The sequence below is a fragment of the Rickettsia endosymbiont of Gonocerus acuteangulatus genome (assembly GCF_964026435.1).
Taxonomy (GTDB): Bacteria; Pseudomonadota; Alphaproteobacteria; order Rickettsiales; family Rickettsiaceae; genus Rickettsia.
In genome coordinates this window covers 471,003-490,897 of record NZ_OZ032147.1, presented here as the reverse complement: position 1 = coordinate 490,897, position 19,895 = coordinate 471,003, and the positions used below count along the sequence as shown (strand labels likewise).

Sequence of the window (19,895 nt, the reverse complement as noted above, 5' to 3'; positions counted from 1 at the left end):
TCCAGAAAACAGTGAGTAATATATACCCAAATGATTTGAGTATAATTCTACTCTTAAAAGAAAAGAAGTATATACGAAGATGCGTTCAGCTATTATTGATATCGGTTCAAATGCTTTAAGAGCTGTAGTTTATGAAACCGATGAGCTTGGAGCTCCTGAAATTTTTAATTATAAATTCAAAAATTATCTAACTAATCTACTTAATTTAGATAATTTAGACATAAAACATCAAACATATTTATCTTTACAATATCTTATTCACATCTTCAATAAGCTTTCCGTTACTAATATTAGATGCGTCGCAACTGCTATACTCAGAGGTCACCCTAAAGCAGAAGAATTCAAAACAATAATTGAAAAGAAATTCAATATTGAAGTTGAGATTATCTCAGGTGAACGTGAAGCTTATTTAACTGCTGCAGGTTTAATCTCCGGAATTAGCGATGCTTCAGGTATTGTAGCTGATCTTGGGGGCGGCAGCTTAGAGCTTGCACAAATTGCGGATAAAAAAGTTGGTAAGTTAAAATCGCTACCGCTTGGCACACGAATTATTGCTAATAATAATTTTGATAACCTTAGGCTTATTACTGAATTAATTGAAAAAGAATTTGGTCTTGAGCATTATTCTAATCTATATTTAATCGGTGGTGCATTACGTTTAATGAGCCGCATATATATGGAGTCTATTAATTATCCTCTTAAAAATTTACATAACTTTGAAATAAGCCGTGTAGAGTTCGAGCTATATTTGGAAAAATTATCACAAATCGATAAGTTAAAGCTTAGCTATTATGAACAAAAAGCGATTAATTATAACGCTGTTTTAGTAATAAAAGCGATGATTAAAGTATTTTTTCCAGAGAAAATTATCATCTCAAATTATGGCTTAAAAGAAGGGGTGAGATTTGATTCACTACCGGATAATGAAAAAGAAAAAGATATTATTTATGAGCGAGTTAAGAGATTAGTAAAATTTGATAGAAATATATGTAAAATCGATCAATATATTGAAGCCGTAAAATATCTTCTTATTAATCCAGATAATACCACTCTAATAACAGTGGAGCTAGCTATAATGCTTGCTCAGTATAACAAAAATATCGATAAAACACTCAGAGCTAATTTCGTTTCAGAATTTATTCTATCTTCAGATATTCCCTTTAGCCATAGACAGCGTCTAATGCTTGGTATTGCACTAACTGTTACTTATACTGCTAAAACTGATATGAATATTAATAAGATAGCTAAAAAAATGATCAGTAAAAGTGATTATTATAACAGCCATATTATCGGTTATTATATAAAGATTGCTAGAGAAATCGATGGACCAGAATTTCAAGAACCCTCTTTCTCTATCAAGCTAAAAGATGACGAATTTTTACAAATTAATACTTCTATCCTTCCTAAACAAGTCTTCGAAAAAGTCCATGAACGCCTAAAGGATATAAGAAGTGCTAGGAAAAATATCAACCAAAGCTTTAGTGATTAATGGCTTCAAGCAATAAGGTTGATACATCAAATTTAGCGAGTCTCGATTGTGCTCACGTATTTAATGTACGCTTAGCCGACTCGCTCACAAATTTAATGTCTGAACCTCATTGCTTTTTGCTATAGTTATTTACATACATTACATAAAATAGTATAATACATGAAGTATGATAATTTTATTAGGATATAGATATGGCACAGATAGTTAAGGCAACAGAAGCTGTTCGTTCATTTTCCGATATTATTAACCGTGTTTATTATAAAGGCGAAAGCTTTGATATTCAAAAAGGTAATAATATCGTGGCAAGGATTACTCCTGCTCATCCAATTGATAAACCTAAAAAAACTTTAAAAGAGTTTTTTGAACACGCTCCTACATTAGATGCAGATGACGCTGAACAATTTAAAAAAGTTGTATATAAAGCACGACAAAAATATGATTTTAAAAGGGATGATAAATGGAAGTAGTTATTGATACCTCTGTATTAGTAGATTTAGAAAAAAGTAAATTAACCTATGAAATACTGGAAGATTATCAACAATGTTATATTAGCCCTATTACCATAACAGAATTATTAATAGGAGTAGATAGAGCAGATAATGAAAATAGACGTATTAAACGTTTAGCCTTCATCGAATATATATTAGAATCACTTGAAAATACTATAAGTAAGTAGAACAGAACCTATTTAAAATAATAAGATTTTAAATAGGTAATGATGAACAGAAAATATAGACACTTATCTCGAGAAGAGAGATATGAGATAAAAAGAATGTATGACCTAGGAGTCAGTATTAATAAGATAGCACAACATCTTACGAGGTCTAAAAGCACTATTAGTATGGAGCTAAAAAGAAATAAGGTAAAAGATAAGTATATGCCTTGTGTTGCTCAGGAAAAATATGAAAACAGGATGTATCAGCAAGAGTTATTAAAAATAGAAAAGAACCCTATGTTGTTAGATTATATTAAAAATGCTATGATTCGCAAGAAATGGTCGCCGGATGCTATAGCCGGAAAGTTAAAACTAGACAAAAATACAGCTTTGTGTATCAGTACAGAAAGTATATATAGATTTGTTTACACTTCTGTAGTAGCAGCTAAATTAAAGTTATATAGCTATTTACCTTCTAAAAGATATAAAAGGCAAGAAAAGAGGGAAGAGGCGTCAAAGGATCATTATACCACAAAGGATCTCAATACATCAGCGTGATGCAATAGCTACGAAAAAGGTAGAAGTAGGGAATTTTGAGGCAGATCTTACATTTCATAAAGGTAATCAAAGTATGAATATTGGTGCACTGGTGGATAAAAAGAGTCAAAAGATTATTTTAGTGCTGAATAACTCCAAGAGAGCTACAACAGTTACCAATGGTTTTTTAAGAAAGATAAAAACTCTTCCAAATAGTGTGAGAAAGACTATTACTATGGATAATGGCAAAGAGTTTGTGGGGCATGTTGCCTATAGACTATCTGGGTTTCAAACTTTCTTTTGTGATCCATACCGCCCTAGACAAAAAGCATTAGTGGAAAAAATGAATTCTATGATTCATAGAATTTTACCTAAAAATACAGATATTACTACCGTTACACAAAGAGGTCTTGACAATGTTGCTGAGATTTTAAATAACATGCCAAGAAAGATTTTTGGTTATAAAACCCCCAATGAAATTTGGGCAGAAAATTTATAGGTTTTGTTCTACTTAGTCCTTGCATTTTCATTAAAAATCTGTATCATTTTTCGACCGCTGTTGACATAGGAATAGTAATTGCTATAACAGGAACTTATGCTAGAACACGTTTACGTGCAACTCGTGATTTTATAGATGCTAAACAGCAAGTTAAAAATAGCTTTAGTAAAGCTAATATGGATATAAAGATACTTGAAAATGATCCTATTTGGAAAAAAAAAGTTAACTGGAAAACTTCTGTATCTTATTTTTTAATTCAATGCTCCTGACCTGTCACATTTTATCTTGTATTTTTTTACTGCAGTAATATTTTGAAAGATACTTTTCATTATACTTCTGAACAAGTTATAACTCATAATTTCTTTGTCTCTATTATACAATTTGGGTTAGCTTTATTTATTAGATGTTACTTAAGTGGTATAATACATCCTTTAAAAATTCTTAAAGGATTTTTATTTACATTTTCATTATTTATTATTACTTGTCCATATCTGTTAAATAACCTTAGTTCCCCCACAGAATTATTTATTATTCAGACAATTTTAGCAGTAATTGGTTTAGGAGATGTTCCTGCTATACCGATTTTCTTTAAATATTTTCCGGTTTTTAAAAGGTTTACCTATTCAAGTTTTTTATATGCTTTATCTCGTGCTTTAATACATGTAGCTACTTCGTTTGGTATGGTATATTTAGTAAAATATTTTGGTCACTGGGGAATATTATTTATTGCAATTCCGATAAGTATAGGTTATGGATTCGGGTTATTTCACTTTGAACAGTTAGAAAAGAAGAATCAGAGTTATTTTTAGAAATAACTCTGTTGGATTCTAATATTTTTAAAGATAGTTCTAATAATTTATTTCTTATTTTTGGTGTTCCTAAATATATACTTAAAATTAAAAATTTTCTCAATGTTTCCTCTATAATTTTTTTAGCTTTCTCAGGTGATTTAGCACCTAAAGTTGTTTGTACGTTATGGATGCGGTCAAATAGCTTAATTAATACTGTGTCGTATCTTTTTTGTTTAACTAATATATTCAGACTTTCTTCAGCGGTAATTTTCCCGTATGGTTTAACTCTGGTCAAGCCCTCTACGTGCTTTGCCACTTCTTCCCCGAAGATTTCGGCAATCATTTCTTCATTAAGTTCTGTATCTTCGATAGTATCATGAAGTAGTGCCGCTTGCATCATTACAGACGTGTAAAGCTTAGGTACTTCTGCGGCTGTAAACTCTGCCACCATAATTGCCACTTCAATTGGATGAGAATAATATGGATCGCCTGATTTTCGTATTTGGAAGCCGTGATATTTACGAGCGTAATATATCCCTTTTTTGACTTCTTCTAAATCTATTGGGTTTGCTACTTTAGTATTTAAATAGTGAAGTTTATCGAGAAGTTTTTTAGCATAAATGCATTCTTCAAACTTTTCTTTCCAAGAGCTTAAATCTTCCATAAAAGTTTATTTTTAGTTAGTTAAAACAATTCTTGTAGCAGCTTATATTTAAAATGAAAAGTAAAAAGTTATAATAATGAATATTTTTTAAACTTTATATTGCAAAATTCAATCATAACTTACTTATAGAAAATAAAAGTAATCCCCGCCGCAAGCAGCGGGGTATTTTAGAAGAAAGCTAGCTGATGATCCTCATGCAGTTTCTGATATTCCTTGCCTTGGTTTTTTACGTATTTTCCTATCATATTCTCATTTCCATGCTTACCTACCGTACTCGTAAAATATCCATCAGTCCAAAATTCTCCACCCCATAATTGTTTCTTTACCTGTGGACACTGTCTAAATATTTGACGAGCTGTAACACTTTTAATTGTTGTTACTATTTTTGTTACGCTATAGGTTGGTACAGATTGTACCAAAAAATGGACATGATCTTCATCAACCCCTATTTCTAAAAATTTTATTTGATATCTCTTTTCTATCTCTAAACATATTTCTCGTAATACTTGATCAACTGATACGTCAAACACTGCTCGGCGATATTTTGCTGGAAATACCATGTGATACAGCAGTACCGTAACATTATGACTTTTATGTATATATTTGCTCATTCCGCCATATTACGCCGCAAGCGGCGGGGAATATACCCAAAAGAGATTTAAAAAATATACTCTACCCCTCAAACTATAGTAAAGTTAATTAGATTTTGTGACAGACGCAAGGAGCGATATCTATAATAATAGGCGAGTCGACGAGCAACGAAATACTAATTTTAATTCACTTAAAACTAATATAACAAAACTTGACAAAAGCCTTACTTAAGTCTAATTTATACTCATGGAAAATTCATATTACGTATCCAAAAAAATAATAAAAAATGCTATGCATTTTACTGGATTGCTTCGTCGAAACTTTCAGTTTCTTCTCGCAATGACGGGAAAAAGCAATCCACGTGGGCAACGCATTACGTACCATTCTCCTCATTAATCAAGACCATTAGCTACTTAAATATCTTTTTATATATTGTATGAGTACAATAAAACCTCATCAAGTGATAACATTAGACACAAAACAAACCAATTTATTAGAAGAATTAAGCCAAATAGCAATAGAGTTTAATAAACCTAAGAGCTTACTTAAATTCTTTAACAAAACTAACCTTAAAAGTGGAATTTATTTATTTGGTCCGGTTGGCACAGGTAAAACTATGTTGATGAATTCTTTTTTTGAAAAGCTTAACGTGCCAAAAATAATTATTCATTATCAAAATTTTATGCAGGATATTCACAAAACGATGCATAAATTACAACTGGAAAATCAAAAAGATATCGTCCCCAAAATTGCTAAAGATTATGCTAAAAAAACTAAAATACTTGGGATAGATGAATTTGAGATTAAGGATATCACCGATGCAATGATAATCGATAGATTATTTGATGAGCTAATAAAACAAAATGTTTTCATTTTCATAACTTCTAACTCGCAACCTAATAATTTATATAAGGATGGGCTGCAAAGAAATTCATTTTTGCCGTTTATCGATAAAATAAATAACGAGTTTTATGTCAAACATCTTGATAATCATCACGATTATAGATTTGATAAAGCTTTAAATGTTAAAGGCGATAGGATTATTTATCCTCTAACACCTAAAAATCAAGATAAGTTCCAAAAAATTATTGTAGATATTAGTGATAATAATTTCATTCCGCAAACTATTGAAGTTTTAGGGAGAGAAATATCCTTTCAAAAAGTTCATAAAAGAATATTAATCACTGATTTTAATGAACTATTTACAAGAAATCTTAGCTACATTGATTACGTCAATATTTGCCAGAAATTTAATATTATCATTGTACAGAATATGCAAATTATTCCACCTGATAACACTAATTTAGCAGTCAGATTTATCAACTTTATTGATAACGCTTATTTTTATAAAATTCTACTTTTTATGAATTTAGAAGATAACCCTAATAAAATATATCAGGGGACAGCTAGAGCCGAAGAGTTCAAACGCACCATCTCAAGGCTAAACGAAATGAATAGCGAGTCTTACTTATTAAACAACGATTTTAGAAATTGAATTTCAATTTTTTATTTATCTAACTCATTAAAAAATTTCATAAATTTATTGATATCTATTTTTATATCATCTTCTAAATGTTCTTCAGTTGTTTGATCTACGTAATAAGGATAATAATCGCATAACATATAATTTGCCATTCTCTTATAAAAACTTCTTGGAGGATTTGTACCGTGATCAATTTCCACGACTTTACATTTAGGAGTTGCAAAAATAAGATTGGCAAACCCTGAGCCGTGTATCCCGATTATTATTTTCGCCTTATTAAAAATTTGAGCTTGCTCATGAGGGGAAAGTAGCTCTAAATATATTACTTTAAAACCAATTTTCTCTATTTCTTCTATTAATTTTTCTTCATTGATTATTTTTCTACTAGAAGCATATTTACGTGAGATATATATTTTATCATAAGTTTTTATATCATCCTTATTATTTTTAAGAAAGATATTCCTTAAATCTTTTTTTAACCAAAAAGGTAAAACTGTACCTTTTACAGGAATAAACGGTACAGATGGTACAATTAAGTTAGAAGCTTGAATTATACAATCACTATTTACTACTAAAAGCTTATCTTCACTTATATTTAAATAATTTAATACTACTTCTAGTGATTTAATTTGCCACTAATATTTTAAATTATTAACATAAATACGATCATACTCAAAGTTTGATTCTTTTAATATAATTAATCTAGGCAAAACTTGCAGTATGAAAATACTATAAGTAAGTAGAACAGAACCTATTTAAAATAATAAGATTTTAAATAGGTAATGATGAACAGAAAATATAGACACTTATCTCGAGAAGAGAGATATGAGATAAAAAGAATGTATGACCTAGGAGTCAGTATTAATAAGATAGCACAACATCTTACGAGGTCTAAAAGCACTATTAGTATGGAGCTAAAAAGACAAAACTTACGCTATGAGTAAAAAAGTGATAAATTATTGTAAAAATAATTAAACATGTCAAAGAGGATAAAGTTGCAAGCAATACCAATTAATAGGACAGATTATTGTCAATTTTTAATAGTTAGCCAAAAGAATTATAGTTTAACCTACTACGCTGAACATGCAAAGAAATGTAGTCATGATGTTATTAATAGATTTTTAAGGAATGAAAAATATACACCTTCTTTGTTATGGGAACACATCAAGAATGATGTTATTTTTTCATCTAATGGATATACAATATTTGATGATACGGTTTTAAATAAAAGGAATACGAAGCAAATAGAAATTGCAAGATCGCAGTACAGTGGAGCTACAGGTAGAGTTACTAAAGGTATAGGAGTAGTGAGTCTGGTATATTATAACCCTGATATTAATAAGTTTTGGGTAATAGATTATCGAATTTTTGCACCTGATCATGATGGAGCAACAAAACTAGAACACCTATTAAACATGTTAAATAATGCTGTTTATAGCAAGAAGATTCCTTTTCAAACAGTACTTTTTGACACATGGTATTCTACACACAAAATTATGCAACATGTTGACTCTCTGGGGAAATATTATTATGCCCCTATTAAAGCCAATAGAAACGTTAGTAAAACGCACGATTCTAAACCTTATAAAGCTGTAAAAGAGTTGACATTTTCAGATGAAGAGATCAGGCATGGAGTAGAGATTCATATAAAAGGCTTTGCTAAAAATAAGCATGTTAATTTGTTTAAATTTACTGTTCCTACCAACAGAGTTGAGTATGTTGTTACCAATAACAAAACTCACAAATCTTCTAAAGCTGCACAAGATGAGTGTGGCTTTCGATGGGTAATTGAGAGCATGCACAGAGAAATTAAGCAACTTACTGGGATAGAACGTTGTCAATGCAGGAAACAGCGTATTCAACGTAATCATATTAGTTGGGCATTTTTAGTTTGGGCATTTCTCAAAAGGACTGCAAATACAATCGGTAAAACGGTTTACCAAATAAAGTTAGGGCTTTTAGATGACTATATGCAACAACAGCTGCGTTCTCCATCTTTACGATATTTAGAACCAAACATAGCGTAAGTTTTGTCTGTTCTATGCTCACGTGGGCAGCCACCTAACTTCCATAAAGCATCCTGTAGTGATTGAGATAAAGCAGTAAAGCTCTCTCCACCTTGAATAATTTTCATAAAAGACCAATTGCTATAAGCTAAGCGAAAGTGATATAAAATATGCTGAAATACCTGACCTTTAATTGTAATATTAATACCTTTTAAGAAAGTGAAATCTGATAAACATTGATGTCCCGGTTCATGTAACTGACGAAAAACAATTTCTTTCTCCGGACCATGTAGTGCTTTCCACTTACTAACACGTCTTTGCATAGTTCTTAATATACTATCCGGATATTCTCCAGGATGATGATCCTGTAGATATTCTAATAATGTTAATGATGTTAAATGTGGTATTTGTTCTAATAAAGGCACTATAATTGGTTCCCACACTTTGTCTAAAGGATCATTAATACGTTTAGAAACTTTTTTACATTGTTTTTGTGGTAGCCCTCTTCTTTCTATATTTCTAGCAGTACGTTCTGAAAATCCTGCTTTAGCTGATGCAATAACTTGGTTTAAACCTGCTTTTCTTAATGTCATATATACCTTTACTTGTTGGTGTGTTATTCTTTTCCCAGACATCTTTGCAACTAATTAATTTGTTTAGATGTCTATTTTATTATCGGCAAAGAAAACTGTCACCCCTCGGCAATAATATCTGTCATTGCATAATCTATTCATTACCTCCTTATTCAGAAGATATTACTTTAATACTGTATCATTTTACTTCCGTTGCTAACACAAGTGCTCTGATATTTAACTCAGCTCCTATATCCTTGTCTAAAAAGATTGTAGTAAGTTTCTTGCTTTTTGAATTTTGGTCAAAAGACTCTTTGTGGTTGTATTTCTGCAAGCATATTTGTAAGAAGGATAGTAACATAGTCTTACCAGAACCTGTAGAGCCTATTACTGAAGTACTTGCGTTGTTCTTTTCACCAAACTCATCTTTGCCAAGTTTTGACTCGTGAAGATTTAAGTAGTAAGCCTGCTTATTAGGAGTTTTAAGGATTGCTAGAGCCTCCCCCCAACAATTCTGGTCTCTTTTGCCACTTTCAAAATTGTGGAAACTTGCACAAAACTTACGCTATGTTTGATATAATGCCCATGAATTAAGGGATATTATGAAGTGCTTCACTATAAAACATTGCTGTGTAATAAGAGTTTTTAGCATATTTGCTATAACATAGCGTAAGTTTTGTTGCAAAATCTACAAAATGTCTACCTGTCATAGAAGAAAGACGAGGTCTGTAGTCAAATACGGCAGGAAGTTGCGAGAAAAAATTACCATATAATGATAATTCAGCAAGTATTGGTACAAAGCCTAAATTACTTAAGATACTCATCTGCTTATTTGTGCTTTGTTTTGTTTCCTCTAAAGAATTACCATATACCACTAAGCTAAAATGATACTTGCCAAAGAAAATCTCATTACCAGCAAGTTCGTCTTTAGCATCAATTAAATCATCTCTTTGCGTTAATGCGTCATCTTCCGAAGCTCTGAGCTTCTTAATTACATTGTTAATGAAACTCAAAGATTTTCTTTTGCTTACGCACGAGAAAGATTGTGTTAATACGAAATCACAATCAGATATTAGTAAGCTACTCATACTTAAACTATTGCTGCTATCTGGAAACTCTAATATCTCAATGATTTTAAAGAACTTCTTGCCTATTGATGTGTTAATTTGTCCGTTCTGATTGGCAAAATATACGTCATTTGTTCCAAATGTCTCGTAGATAGGTTTTTTTAGTACTGGTATTTTTTGCCAAACATTTGAAATCAGGAAATTAAAGAACTCTAACTGCTTTGAAAACAATACGCCTGCGGCATTTTGGTAGGTATAGCATAAATCATTAAGATACTGACAATTTAATAGTATTAAAAACAGCATCATAAAATGTTTCAAAATCTCCTACAACTTTCCTAATTTCATTTTTTATCTTAAACCAGTAATGCTCTATAGGATTTAAATCAGGAGAGTAAGTTGGTAAATACAATATGGTACAACCAACGGATTCAATGAACTCTTTAACTTTAGAATTTTTATGAAAATTAATGTTATCCATAATAACGGTTTGCCCAGGTTGTAATTCTGTAATTAATACATCCCTAATATAAGTTTTAAAGACCTCTGTATTACAATTACCTTCAAATATTACAGGAGCAATAAGATTACCATTACAAAGACCAGCTATCATACTTATTCTAAATTTATGTTGATACACCTTTTCTCCATAACACCTTTGTCCTATAATGCTCCATCCATACTCTTTGCAAGCATTATCCTCTATTCCAGATTCATCAAGATATACTAATTTGTCTTTTGTGATGGTTTGTATCTTTGCTATAAATTCATTTCTTAATTTAATATCTCTTTTCGGATGAAAATGAGTTTTGTTTATAGCTATAGCCAAGTTTTCTGATTTGTCTTAAAATAGTAAAACTTACGCTATGTTTGGTTCTAAATATCGTAAAGATGGAGAACGCAGCTGTTGTTGCATATAGTCATCTAAAAGCCCTAACTTTATTTGGTAAACCGTTTTACCGATTGTATTTGCAGTCCTTTTGAGAAATGCCCAAACTAAAAATGCCCAACTAATATGATTACGTTGAATACGCTGTTTCCTGCATTGACAACGTTCTATCCCAGTAAGTTGCTTAATTTCTCTGTGCATGCTCTCAATTACCCATCGAAAGCCACACTCATCTTGTGCAGCTTTAGAAGATTTTTGAGTTTTGTTATTGGTAACAACATACTCAACTCTGTTGGTAGGAACAGTAAATTTAAACAAATTAACATGCTTATTTTTAGCAAAGCCTTTTATATGAATCTCTCTCCATACCTGATCTCTTCATCTGAAAATGTCAACTCTTTTACAGTTTTATAAGGTTTAGAATCGTGCGTTTTACTAACGTTTCTATTGGCTTTAATAGGGGCATAATAATATTTCCCCAGAGAGTCAACATGTTGCATAATTTTGTGTGTAGAATACCATGTGTCAAAAAGTACTGTGAAAAGGAATCTTCTTGCTATAAACAGCATTATTTAACATGTTTAATAGGTGTTCTAGTTTTGTTGCTCCATCATGATCAGGTGCAAAAATTCGATAATCTATTACCCAAAACTTATTAATATCAGGGTTATAATATACCAGACTCACTACTCCTATACCTTTAGTAACTCTACCTGTAGCTCCACTGTACTGCGATCTTGCAATTTCTATTTGCTTCGTATTCCTTTTATTTAAAACCGTATCATCAAATATTGTATATCCATTAGATGAAAAAATAACATCATTCTTGATGTGTTCCCATAACAAAGAAGGTGTATATTTTTCATTCCTTAAAAATCTATTAATAACATCATGACTACATTTCTTTGCATGTTCAGCGTAGTAGGTTAAACTATAATTCTTTTGGCTAACTATTAAAAATTGACAATAATCTGTCCTATTAATTGGTATTGCTTGCAACTTTATCCTCTTTGACATGTTTAATTATTTTTACAATAATTTATCACTTTTTTACTCATAGCGTAAGTTTTGATTATTATGCCCCTATTAAAGCCAATAGAAACGTTAGTAAAACACACGATTCTAAACCTTATAAAGCTGTAAAAGAGTTGACATTTTCAGATGAAGAGATCAGGCATGGAGTAGAGATTCATATAAAAGGCTTTGCTAAAAATAAGCATGTTAATTTGTTTAAATTTACTGTTCCTACCAACAGAGTTGAGTATGTTGTTACCAATAACAAAACTCAAAAATCTTCTAAAGCTGCACAAGATGAGTGTGGCTTTCGATGGGTAATTGAGAGCATGCACAGAGAAATTAAGCAACTTACTGGGATAGAACGTTGTCAATGCAGGAAACAGCGTATTCAACGTAATCATATTAGTTGTGCATTTTTAGTTTGGGCATTTCTCAAAAGGACTGCAAATACAATCGGTAAAACGGTTTACCAAATAAAGTTAGGGCTTTTAGATGACTATATGCAACAACAGCTGCGTTCTCCATCTTTACGATATTTAGAACCAAACATAGCGTAAGTTTTGAAGAAATAAGGTAAAAGATAAGTATATGCCTTGTGTTGCTCAGGAAAAATATGAAAACAGGATGTATCAGCAAGAGTTATTAAAAATAGAAAAGAACCCTATGTTGTTAGATTATATTAAAAATGCTATGATTCGCAAGAAATGGTCGCCGGATGCTATATAGCATAAGTCATTAAGGTACTGACAGAGCGAGAGTATCATGTTATAGTAAGCAAATATTAACAAGCATGTAAAGAGATATGGCACGAGCATATGCAATAGAACTAAGACTAAGAGTTATAAAAGCTGTAGAAGCAGGGATACGAATAAGTAAGGTAAGTAAATTATTTAATGTAAGTCGTGATACTATATATAAATGGAAAAAATTAAAAGATAAGCAAGGTACTTTAGAAGCAGCAACTGGTTATCAGAAAGGACATAGTCATAAGATAAAAGATTCAGAATCTTTTAAAGAATTTTTTAAAGCTAATATGAATAAAACATCAAAGGAGTTAGCAAAGCAATGGGGTAATATTGCATCTGTAACTATTTTAAGACAAATCAGAAAACTTGGCTATAGCTATAAACAAAACTCATTTTCATCCGAAAAGAGATATTAAATTAAGAAATGAATTTATAGCAAAGATACAAACCATCACAAAAGACAAATTAGTATATCTTGATGAATCTGGAATAGAGGATAATGCTTGCAAAGAGTATGGATGGAGCATTATAGGACAAAGGTGTTATGGAGAAAAGGTGTATCAACATAAATTTAGAATAAGTATGATAGCTGGTCTTTGTAATGGTAATCTTATTGCTCCTGTAATATTTGAAGGTAATTGTAATACAGAGGTCTTTAAAACTTATATTAGGGATGTATTAATTACAGAATTACAACCTGGGCAAACCGTTATTATGGATAACATTAATTTTCATAAAAATTCTAAAGTTAAAGAGTTCATTGAATCCGTTGGTTGTACCATATTGTATTTACCAACTTACTCTCCTGATTTAAATCCTATAGAGCATTACTGGTTTAAGATAAAAAATGAAATTAGGAAAGTTGTAGGAGATTTTGAAACATTTTATGATGCTGTTTTTAATACTATTAAATTGTCAGTATCTTAATGATTTATGCTATAGCCGGAAAGTTAAAACTAGACAAAAATACAGCTTTGTGTATCAGTACAGAAAGTATATATAGATTTGTTTACACTTCTGCAGTAGCAGCTAAATTAAAGTTATATAGCTATTTACCTTCTAAAAGATATAAAAGGCAAGAAAGAGGGAAGAGGCGTCAAAGGATCATTATACCACAAAGGATCTCAATACATCAGTGTGATGCAATAGCTACGAAAAAGGTAGAAGTAGGGAATTTTGAGGCAGATCTTACATTTTATAAAGGTAATCAAAGTATGAATATTGGTGCACTGGTGGATAATAAAGAGTCAAAAGATTATTTTAGTGCTGAATAACTCCAAGAGAGCTACAACAGTTACCAATGGTTTTTTAAGAAAGATAAAAACTCTTCCAAATAGTGTGAGAAAGACTATTACTATGGATAATGGCAAAGAGTTTGTGGGGCATGTTGCCTATAGACTATCTGGGTTTCAAACTTTCTTTTGTGATCCATACCGCCCTAGACAAAAAGCATTAGTGGAAAAAATGAATTCTATGATTCATAGAATTTTACCTAAAAATACAGATATTACTACCGTTACACAAAGAGGTCTTGACAATGTTGCTGAGATTTTAAATAACATGCCAAGAAAGATTTTTGGTTATAAAACCCCCAATGAAATTTGGGCAGAAAATTTATAGGTTTTGTTCTACTTAGTCCTTGCATTTTCAAAACAATAAAAGAGACTTCAGAGATATACTCTATTAGTAGGAAGACTATAATAGAGTGGAAAAAATTAAAGAAACAAACTGGGGATGTCAAAGCAAAAAGTGGTTATCATACAGGACATCGTAGAATAATAAGAGACATAGAGGGAATAAAAGTAATCCCCGCCGCAAGCAGCGGGGTATTTTAGAAGAAAGCTAGCTGATGATCCTCATGCAGTTTCTGATATTCCTTGCCTTGGTTTTTTACGTATTTTCCTATCATATTCTCATTTCCATGCTTACCTACCGTACTCGTAAAATATCCATCAGTCCAAAATTCTCCACCCCATAATTGTTTCTTTACCTGTGGACACTGTCTAAATATTTGACGAGCTGTAACACTTTTAATTGTTGTTACTATTTTTGTTACGCTATAGGTTGGTACAGATTGTACCAAAAAATGGACATGATCTTCATCAACCCCTATTTCTAAAAATTTTATTTGATATCTCTTTTCTATCTCTAAACATATTTCTCGTAATACTTGATCAACTGATACGTCAAACACTGCTCGGCGATATTTTGCTGGAAATACCATGTGATACAGCAGTACCGTAACATTATGACTTTTATGTATATATTTGCTCATTCCGCCATATTACGCCGCAAGCGGCGGGGAATATACCCAAAAGAGATTTAAAAAATTTATAGAATTAAATTTTCAAAACTTACGCTATGTTTGATATAATGCCCATGAATTAAGGGATATTATGAAGTGCTTCACTATAAAACATTGCTGTGTAATAAGAGTTTTTAGCATATTTGCTATAACATAGCGTAAGTTTTGTTTTGATAAAACCACCATGGAGCTAGCTAATAACTGGAGTCAAAAAGTATCTGCAAGTACGATATCAAGATTGCTTAATAAATTAGGTTATAGTTATAAAAAAAACTTTTCTTCATCCCAAAAGGGATATTGGTCTAAGGAATGAGTTTATATTGAAACTAAAAACTATAGATAAACAAGATTTAGTATTTATCGATGAGTCTGGGATAGAAGATAATAGCTGTAGAGAACACGGGTGGAGCATTATCGGTCAAAGATGTTATGGTGAAAAGGTCTATCAACATAAATCACGGATTAGTATGATTGCTGGGCTGTGTGTCAAAGATATTATTGCCCCAATAATATTTGATGGGACATGTAATAAGGACATTTTTGAAACTTATGTACAAGAGATATTGATCAAGGAATTAAAGGCTGGTCAGATAGTAGTAATGGATAATATTAATTTTCATAAAAGTACAAAAGTGAAAACGTTAATTGAATCTGTTGGTTGCAGTATTTTATTTTTACCAACTTACTCTCCTGACTTAAATCCTATTGAGCATTACTGGTTTAAAATCAAGAATGAAATAAGAAAAACTATTTCTAATTTTGAGCACTTTTTTGATGCTGTTTACTATGCTCTTAAAAAATCACTACCTTATCGCATTAAGCTATACCTCGCATAGCCCCGCTCCTTACAAGCCATATAGACCCAACTGCTTCTAAAGCTAATTACCTAGAACCTCTTGCACGCAAGCGTAAACAAAATACAGAACCAGAAATTAATTCAAAGAAACATAAAACTATAATTAATTCTGAAGATAGTACTAACATTTTGTATTCATCTATTGCAAATAATAAATTAGATAAAAATCTTAACCCTGCAAATAATAAAACAACAACTACCTCATATGATGAGCTAGATAATTTATTTCTTGCGTTTTCTAATACAAATAATGTACCTGACAATCCTATTATAGACGAAGTGGAATTAATCGGTAGTAAATCTACTTAATATAACAAGCTTTTTTAACGGCTTCTATTACGTCGTTTTCGCTTGGTAGTGCTAGTTTTTCGAGATTCACAGCATAAGGAAGAGGTACATCTTTACCGCTGACAATCTCTATTGGTGCATCTAAATAATCAAATGCTTCTTTCATCACGATAGCTGCGATAGTTGCACCAACACCGGCAAAAAACCATCCTTCTTCAACTACAACTAAACGACCGGTTTTCTTTACCGACTCTATTATAGTATCTATATCAAGCGGTTTGATAGTGCGTAAATCTATAACCTCACAATTAATATTATCATTTTGTAAAATATTTGCCGCATCTAATGCAAGTTTTACCTGAATCGAGAATGTCACTATAGTAACACTATCGCCCTCTTTTAAGATTTTTGCCTTACCGAACGGAATAGGCTCAATATTTTCAGAAATATTGAAACTGTAACCATATAAAATCTCATTTTCTAAGAAAATAACCGGATTATCGTCTCTAATGGCTGTAATCATCAGCCCTTTATGATCTTCAGCACTATATGGGGCTACTACTTTCAGCCCAGGTATATGAGCATACAAAGCTGCATAGTTTTGACTGTGTTGAGCAGCTACTCTACTTGCTGCTCCGTTTGGACCTCTAAATACTATTGGGCATCTGACCTGACCACCTGACATGTAATGAGTTTTAGCAGCCGAGTTAACTATATGATCCATCGCTTGCATAGCAAAGTTAAAGGTCATAAACTCAACGATCGGACGAAGTCCTGCAAAGGCTGCCCCGACGGCAAGCCCAGCAAAACCATATTCCGTTATTGGTGTATCGATTACTCTTTTAGAACCAAACTGCTCAAGCAATCCTTGTGTTACTTTATAAGCCCCTTGATACTCAGCGACTTCTTCACCCATGACAAAAACTTTGTCATCTCTTATCATCTCTTCTTGCATCGCATCACGCAATGCTTCCCGTACAGTTATTTGCATCTTTCTTTTTATTTAATTAAATTCTTTATATTTAGCATTGATGTCATCCCGTGGCTTAGGAACTAGATCCAGTAATAAAAAATACAAATATAAAAAGCTCGACTCATCTCGCTTTATGCTGGATCCCGTGGACAAGCCACGGGATGACCCAGTAATACAAGTAAAACGCGCACATCCTAAACATATATATTAGTATAAAGCTCTTCCTCATTAGGCAGTGGGGAATTTTCTGAAAACTCTACCGCCTCTTTAATAACCTCTTTAACTGATTGTTCTATTTCTTTTAAATCAGCTTCGCTTGCATAATTATTTTTTAATATTATCTTGCGTATCTCAGTAATAGGATCACGTTCTTTATACGTTTCTACTTCTTCTTTACTACGATATTTCGCAGGATCGGACATTGAATGCCCACGATAGCGATAGGTTTTTACTTCTAATATTAGCGGCATACTATTTTCTCTAACATATTCCGCTGCTTGTTTAGCACCATTATACATCTCCTCAAAATCCATGCCATTTAGCTGAAACCCTTTGATCCCAAACGATTCACCTTTTTTATAAAGATCACGCATAAAGGTTGAGCGAGCAACTGAAGTACCCATAGAATATTCATTATTTTCGATAATATAGACTACCGGTAAGCTCCATAAGGCAGCCATGTTAAAGGCTTCATATACTTGACCTTGATTAACAGCTCCATCCCCTAAAAAAGTAAAGCAAATATTGTTCGTGCCATTATATTTCTCAGCAAAAGCAAGCCCTGTACCTATTGGCACTTGAGCTCCCACAATACCATGTCCACCATAAAATTTATTCGGCACGCCAAACAAATGCATCGAGCCACCCTTACCTTTTGAACAGCCTGTAGCACGCCCCATAAGCTCCGCAAGCACATATTTAGGCTCTGTACCTGCTAAAATAATATGAGCATGATCACGATAGCTGGTAACCATACTATCTTTTTTTTGCTTAACCATATCTACAGCAGAAATTACTGCTTCCTGTCCAATATATAAATGACAAAAACCGCCTATTTCACCCATACCATATAACTGCCCGCATTTTTCTTCAAAACGCCTAAGCAACAACATATCTTTGAAGCTTTTTATGTATTCTTCTTTTACTGGTTTATATTTTTCTAATTTAATATCCACTCATTACTCCTTATAATCTTAAACGTCATTGCGAGGAGATGCGTAGCAGAGGGGGGAGGCAATCTCATAAAGCATCCTGAGATTGCTTCGTCGAAACTGATAGTTTCTCCTCGCAATGACGGGACACTACAATTTTTTCAAACTCACAAAATACGGCACATGATCCGAAGGTGGTGTCCAATCTCTTGCTTCTGATAATAAATGTATAGAAAACAATTCATCTTTTAAATTATTACTAACCCAAATATGATCAAGCCGTCTACCTCTGTTAGATTTTTTCCAATCTACGTTTCTATAACTCCACCAAGTATAAAATTTTTCATCAAGCGGCACAAAATGCCTACTACTATCAATAAACTTCAATGAGTTTTGCAATTCTACCAATAAAAAACGCTCAATATCAGTATGGCTAATAACATTTCGTAGCTGTTTGCTAGACCATACATCATGCGGGTGCGGTGCAATATTTAAATCACCTGCAATTATAATCTTATCATCTCTGGTGCGGTTATTAGTCAGCCATTCTTGCATTAACCTTATATATTCCAGCTTATGCTTAAACTTTGAATTTTGCTCTATGTCAGGTATATCACCACCGGCAGGAACGTAAAAATTATGTATCTCAATATTATTAACAGTAGCTGCTATATGCCTTTTATCGCCATTATATAGCTCAAGCGAAAAAACATTTTGCAGTGGAAGTTTTGAGATAATAGCAACACCGTTATATGATTTTTGCCCTGAATATATTACATGTTCATAGCCTATATTTTTAATTACTTCAAGAGGAAATAACGGATCATCTACTTTTGTCTCTTGCAATAAAATAATATCAGGCTGATGTGCATATGCCAATCTTTTTAATAAATCAATACGCAAACGCAGTGAATTAATGTTCCACGTAACTATCTTCATCTAGTTTTGGTCATCTCTTATAGCTGCATTTACTATTGCATCTCTGAAATAAATTATTCCAATTTGGTTTAGAGGATTTTTTAGATCAATTTTATCTTGCATTTCTTCAGGAATTTTTACCATAGTATTACTTAGTATAGCAAAATAAAGATTATTAGGCAAAATATATCCCATTTCACTCTGCACTCCTAAAGCTTTACCCGAAAAATGGATCATTGTATGTTTAGAATCAAGGTCAGTAATATAGATACCATATCCCATGTAAGTCTTACGTCCGTCTATTTCTTTTGCAGGAAAATACTTAGTAGTCATAAGCTTATAGGACTTTGTGGAAAGAATTTTACCGCTAATAAAAGTAATCCCCGCCGCAAGCAGCG

Annotated in this window: 28 protein-coding genes and 4 pseudogenes; 16 read left to right on the top strand and 16 right to left on the bottom strand. The window is 32.1% G+C overall.

Annotation, left to right across the window (positions count from 1 at the left end):
- Positions 1-79: 79 nt before the first annotated feature.
- From AAGD55_RS03085 to AAGD55_RS03060, 6 genes are all read left to right on the top strand, one after another.
- Positions 80-1,489: a Ppx/GppA phosphatase family protein gene (locus AAGD55_RS03085; protein WP_341792102.1), complete on the top strand. Its 1,410-nt coding sequence runs from the start codon at positions 80-82 to the stop codon at positions 1,487-1,489.
- Between the two features lie 191 nt (positions 1,490-1,680).
- Positions 1,681-1,956 carry an antitoxin gene (locus AAGD55_RS03080; protein ID WP_341792101.1) on the top strand — a complete coding sequence of 92 codons (276 nt, stop codon included), beginning with the start codon at positions 1,681-1,683 and terminating at the stop codon, positions 1,954-1,956.
- Entirely contained in the window at positions 1,947-2,165 is a 219-nt protein-coding gene (locus tag AAGD55_RS03075; RefSeq protein ID WP_341792100.1) for a PIN domain-containing protein, read from the top strand. Before AAGD55_RS03080 ends, AAGD55_RS03075 begins: the two co-directional genes overlap by 10 nt.
- 39 nt (positions 2,166-2,204) lie before the next feature.
- Entirely contained in the window at positions 2,205-2,702 is a 498-nt protein-coding gene (locus AAGD55_RS03070; protein ID WP_341792099.1) for a helix-turn-helix domain-containing protein, read from the top strand.
- Positions 2,605-3,180 carry an IS30 family transposase gene (locus AAGD55_RS03065; protein WP_341792504.1) on the top strand — a complete coding sequence of 192 codons (576 nt, stop codon included), beginning with the start codon at positions 2,605-2,607 and terminating at the stop codon, positions 3,178-3,180. The genes AAGD55_RS03070 and AAGD55_RS03065 overlap by 98 nt, the downstream gene beginning before the upstream one ends.
- Complete coding sequence (locus tag AAGD55_RS03060; RefSeq protein WP_341792098.1) at positions 3,162-3,449, top strand: hypothetical protein; 288 nt, start codon at positions 3,162-3,164, stop codon at positions 3,447-3,449. The genes AAGD55_RS03065 and AAGD55_RS03060 overlap by 19 nt, the downstream gene beginning before the upstream one ends.
- Positions 3,450-3,903: 454 nt before the next feature.
- Here AAGD55_RS03060 and AAGD55_RS03055 read toward each other — a convergent pair whose 3' ends face one another.
- Both AAGD55_RS03055 and tnpA (AAGD55_RS03050) read right to left on the bottom strand, forming a co-directional pair.
- Entirely contained in the window at positions 3,904-4,635 is a 732-nt protein-coding gene (locus AAGD55_RS03055; RefSeq protein WP_341792097.1) for an HD domain-containing protein, read from the bottom strand.
- Between the two features lie 167 nt (positions 4,636-4,802).
- On the bottom strand, positions 4,803-5,246 hold the full coding sequence (gene tnpA / locus AAGD55_RS03050) for an IS200/IS605 family transposase (RefSeq protein WP_341790826.1): 444 nt from the start codon (positions 5,244-5,246) through the stop codon (positions 4,803-4,805).
- Positions 5,247-5,662: 416 nt separating this feature from the next.
- Here tnpA (AAGD55_RS03050) and zapE point away from each other — a divergent pair, with 416 nt between their 5' ends.
- The gene (gene zapE, locus AAGD55_RS03045; RefSeq protein WP_341792096.1) at positions 5,663-6,721 is read left to right on the top strand and encodes a cell division protein ZapE; all 1,059 of its coding nucleotides are present in this window, start codon (positions 5,663-5,665) and stop codon (positions 6,719-6,721) included.
- 11 nt (positions 6,722-6,732) lie between these two features.
- Here the strand turns inward: zapE and AAGD55_RS03040 are convergent, their stop codons facing one another.
- Both AAGD55_RS03040 and AAGD55_RS03035 read right to left on the bottom strand, forming a co-directional pair.
- A complete protein-coding gene (locus tag AAGD55_RS03040; protein WP_341792095.1) occupies positions 6,733-6,861 on the bottom strand; it encodes a hypothetical protein in 129 nt (42 codons plus the stop codon).
- A gap of 105 nt (positions 6,862-6,966) precedes the next feature.
- Positions 6,967-7,221 (bottom strand): annotated as a pseudogene (locus AAGD55_RS03035) (glycosyltransferase 61 family protein); the annotation flags it as partial.
- 270 nt (positions 7,222-7,491) lie between these two features.
- On the opposite strand from AAGD55_RS03035, the gene AAGD55_RS03030 reads away from it, so the two are divergent.
- Both AAGD55_RS03030 and AAGD55_RS03025 read left to right on the top strand, forming a co-directional pair.
- Positions 7,492-7,653 carry a helix-turn-helix domain-containing protein gene (locus AAGD55_RS03030; protein WP_341792094.1) on the top strand — a complete coding sequence of 54 codons (162 nt, stop codon included), beginning with the start codon at positions 7,492-7,494 and terminating at the stop codon, positions 7,651-7,653.
- Positions 7,654-7,686: 33 nt separating this feature from the next.
- Entirely contained in the window at positions 7,687-8,736 is a 1,050-nt protein-coding gene (locus AAGD55_RS03025) for a transposase (RefSeq protein ID WP_341792093.1), read from the top strand.
- Here the strand turns inward: AAGD55_RS03025 and AAGD55_RS03020 are convergent.
- From AAGD55_RS03020 to AAGD55_RS02995, 6 genes and pseudogenes are all read right to left on the bottom strand, one after another.
- The gene (locus tag AAGD55_RS03020) at positions 8,676-9,308 is read right to left on the bottom strand and encodes a hypothetical protein (RefSeq protein WP_341792092.1); all 633 of its coding nucleotides are present in this window, start codon (positions 9,306-9,308) and stop codon (positions 8,676-8,678) included. The two genes, AAGD55_RS03025 and AAGD55_RS03020, sit on opposite strands and share 61 nt — an antisense overlap.
- A 569-nt stretch (positions 9,309-9,877) precedes the next feature.
- Positions 9,878-10,663 (bottom strand): hypothetical protein, encoded by a 786-nt coding sequence (locus AAGD55_RS03015; RefSeq protein ID WP_341792091.1) that lies wholly within the window; start codon positions 10,661-10,663, stop codon positions 9,878-9,880.
- Positions 10,623-11,184 (bottom strand): annotated as a pseudogene (locus AAGD55_RS03010) (IS630 family transposase); the annotation flags it as partial. The pseudogene AAGD55_RS03010 and the gene AAGD55_RS03015, both read right to left, overlap by 41 nt.
- Positions 11,185-11,213: 29 nt before the next feature.
- Positions 11,214-11,561, bottom strand: a complete 348-nt coding sequence (locus AAGD55_RS03005) for a transposase (protein WP_341792090.1) — start codon at positions 11,559-11,561, stop codon at positions 11,214-11,216.
- Positions 11,562-11,590: 29 nt separating this feature from the next.
- On the bottom strand, positions 11,591-11,812 hold the full coding sequence (locus AAGD55_RS03000) for a hypothetical protein (protein WP_341792089.1): 222 nt from the start codon (positions 11,810-11,812) through the stop codon (positions 11,591-11,593).
- Complete coding sequence (locus tag AAGD55_RS02995) at positions 11,769-12,260, bottom strand: hypothetical protein (RefSeq protein ID WP_341792088.1); 492 nt, start codon at positions 12,258-12,260, stop codon at positions 11,769-11,771. The genes AAGD55_RS03000 and AAGD55_RS02995 overlap by 44 nt, the downstream gene beginning before the upstream one ends.
- Between AAGD55_RS02995 and AAGD55_RS02990 the strand changes: the two genes are divergently transcribed.
- The 6 genes from AAGD55_RS02990 to AAGD55_RS02965 all read left to right on the top strand — a co-directional run bounded on the left by AAGD55_RS02990 (position 12,227) and on the right by AAGD55_RS02965 (position 14,841).
- Positions 12,227-12,817, top strand: coding sequence for a transposase (locus AAGD55_RS02990; protein ID WP_341792087.1), 591 nt, complete (start codon positions 12,227-12,229; stop codon positions 12,815-12,817). The genes AAGD55_RS02995 and AAGD55_RS02990 overlap by 34 nt on opposite strands.
- Positions 12,818-12,848: 31 nt before the next feature.
- Positions 12,849-12,986, top strand: a complete 138-nt coding sequence (locus AAGD55_RS02985) for a hypothetical protein (protein WP_341792086.1) — start codon at positions 12,849-12,851, stop codon at positions 12,984-12,986.
- 76 nt (positions 12,987-13,062) lie between these two features.
- A protein-coding gene (locus AAGD55_RS02980; RefSeq protein WP_341790833.1) for an IS630 family transposase occupies positions 13,063-13,933 on the top strand; the annotation gives its coding sequence in 2 pieces (ribosomal slippage) (positions 13,063-13,389 and positions 13,391-13,933; 870 coding nt in all).
- Positions 13,933-14,280, top strand: coding sequence for a hypothetical protein (locus AAGD55_RS02975; RefSeq protein ID WP_341792085.1), 348 nt, complete (start codon positions 13,933-13,935; stop codon positions 14,278-14,280). The genes AAGD55_RS02980 and AAGD55_RS02975 overlap by 1 nt, the downstream gene beginning before the upstream one ends.
- On the top strand, positions 14,231-14,626 hold the full coding sequence (locus AAGD55_RS02970) for an IS30 family transposase (RefSeq protein ID WP_341790873.1): 396 nt from the start codon (positions 14,231-14,233) through the stop codon (positions 14,624-14,626). Before AAGD55_RS02975 ends, AAGD55_RS02970 begins: the two co-directional genes overlap by 50 nt.
- The gene (locus AAGD55_RS02965) at positions 14,608-14,841 is read left to right on the top strand and encodes a hypothetical protein (protein WP_341792084.1); all 234 of its coding nucleotides are present in this window, start codon (positions 14,608-14,610) and stop codon (positions 14,839-14,841) included. Before AAGD55_RS02970 ends, AAGD55_RS02965 begins: the two co-directional genes overlap by 19 nt.
- On the opposite strand, the gene tnpA (AAGD55_RS02960) is transcribed toward AAGD55_RS02965, so the two are convergent.
- Positions 14,838-15,281 carry an IS200/IS605 family transposase gene (gene tnpA / locus AAGD55_RS02960; protein WP_341790826.1) on the bottom strand — a complete coding sequence of 148 codons (444 nt, stop codon included), beginning with the start codon at positions 15,279-15,281 and terminating at the stop codon, positions 14,838-14,840. The two genes, AAGD55_RS02965 and tnpA (AAGD55_RS02960), sit on opposite strands and share 4 nt — an antisense overlap.
- Before the next feature lie 202 nt (positions 15,282-15,483).
- On the opposite strand from tnpA (AAGD55_RS02960), the pseudogene AAGD55_RS02955 reads away from it, so the two are divergent.
- Positions 15,484-16,147: pseudogene (locus AAGD55_RS02955) on the top strand (IS630 family transposase); the annotation flags it as partial.
- 46 nt (positions 16,148-16,193) lie between these two features.
- On the opposite strand, the gene AAGD55_RS02950 reads toward AAGD55_RS02955, so the two are convergent.
- The 5 genes and pseudogenes from AAGD55_RS02950 to AAGD55_RS02930 all read right to left on the bottom strand — a co-directional run.
- Positions 16,194-16,430, bottom strand: a complete 237-nt coding sequence (locus AAGD55_RS02950) for a hypothetical protein (protein WP_341792083.1) — start codon at positions 16,428-16,430, stop codon at positions 16,194-16,196.
- Between the two features lie 38 nt (positions 16,431-16,468).
- A complete protein-coding gene (locus AAGD55_RS02945; protein ID WP_341792082.1) occupies positions 16,469-17,446 on the bottom strand; it encodes a pyruvate dehydrogenase complex E1 component subunit beta in 978 nt (325 codons plus the stop codon).
- Between the two features lie 176 nt (positions 17,447-17,622).
- Entirely contained in the window at positions 17,623-18,603 is a 981-nt protein-coding gene (gene pdhA / locus AAGD55_RS02940; protein WP_341792081.1) for a pyruvate dehydrogenase (acetyl-transferring) E1 component subunit alpha, read from the bottom strand.
- Between the two features lie 126 nt (positions 18,604-18,729).
- Positions 18,730-19,518, bottom strand: coding sequence for an exodeoxyribonuclease III (gene xth, locus AAGD55_RS02935; protein ID WP_341792080.1), 789 nt, complete (start codon positions 19,516-19,518; stop codon positions 18,730-18,732).
- A pseudogene (locus AAGD55_RS02930) lies at positions 19,519-19,860 on the bottom strand (penicillin-binding protein); the annotation flags it as partial. It lies immediately after the preceding gene.
- Positions 19,861-19,895 lie beyond the last annotated feature (35 nt).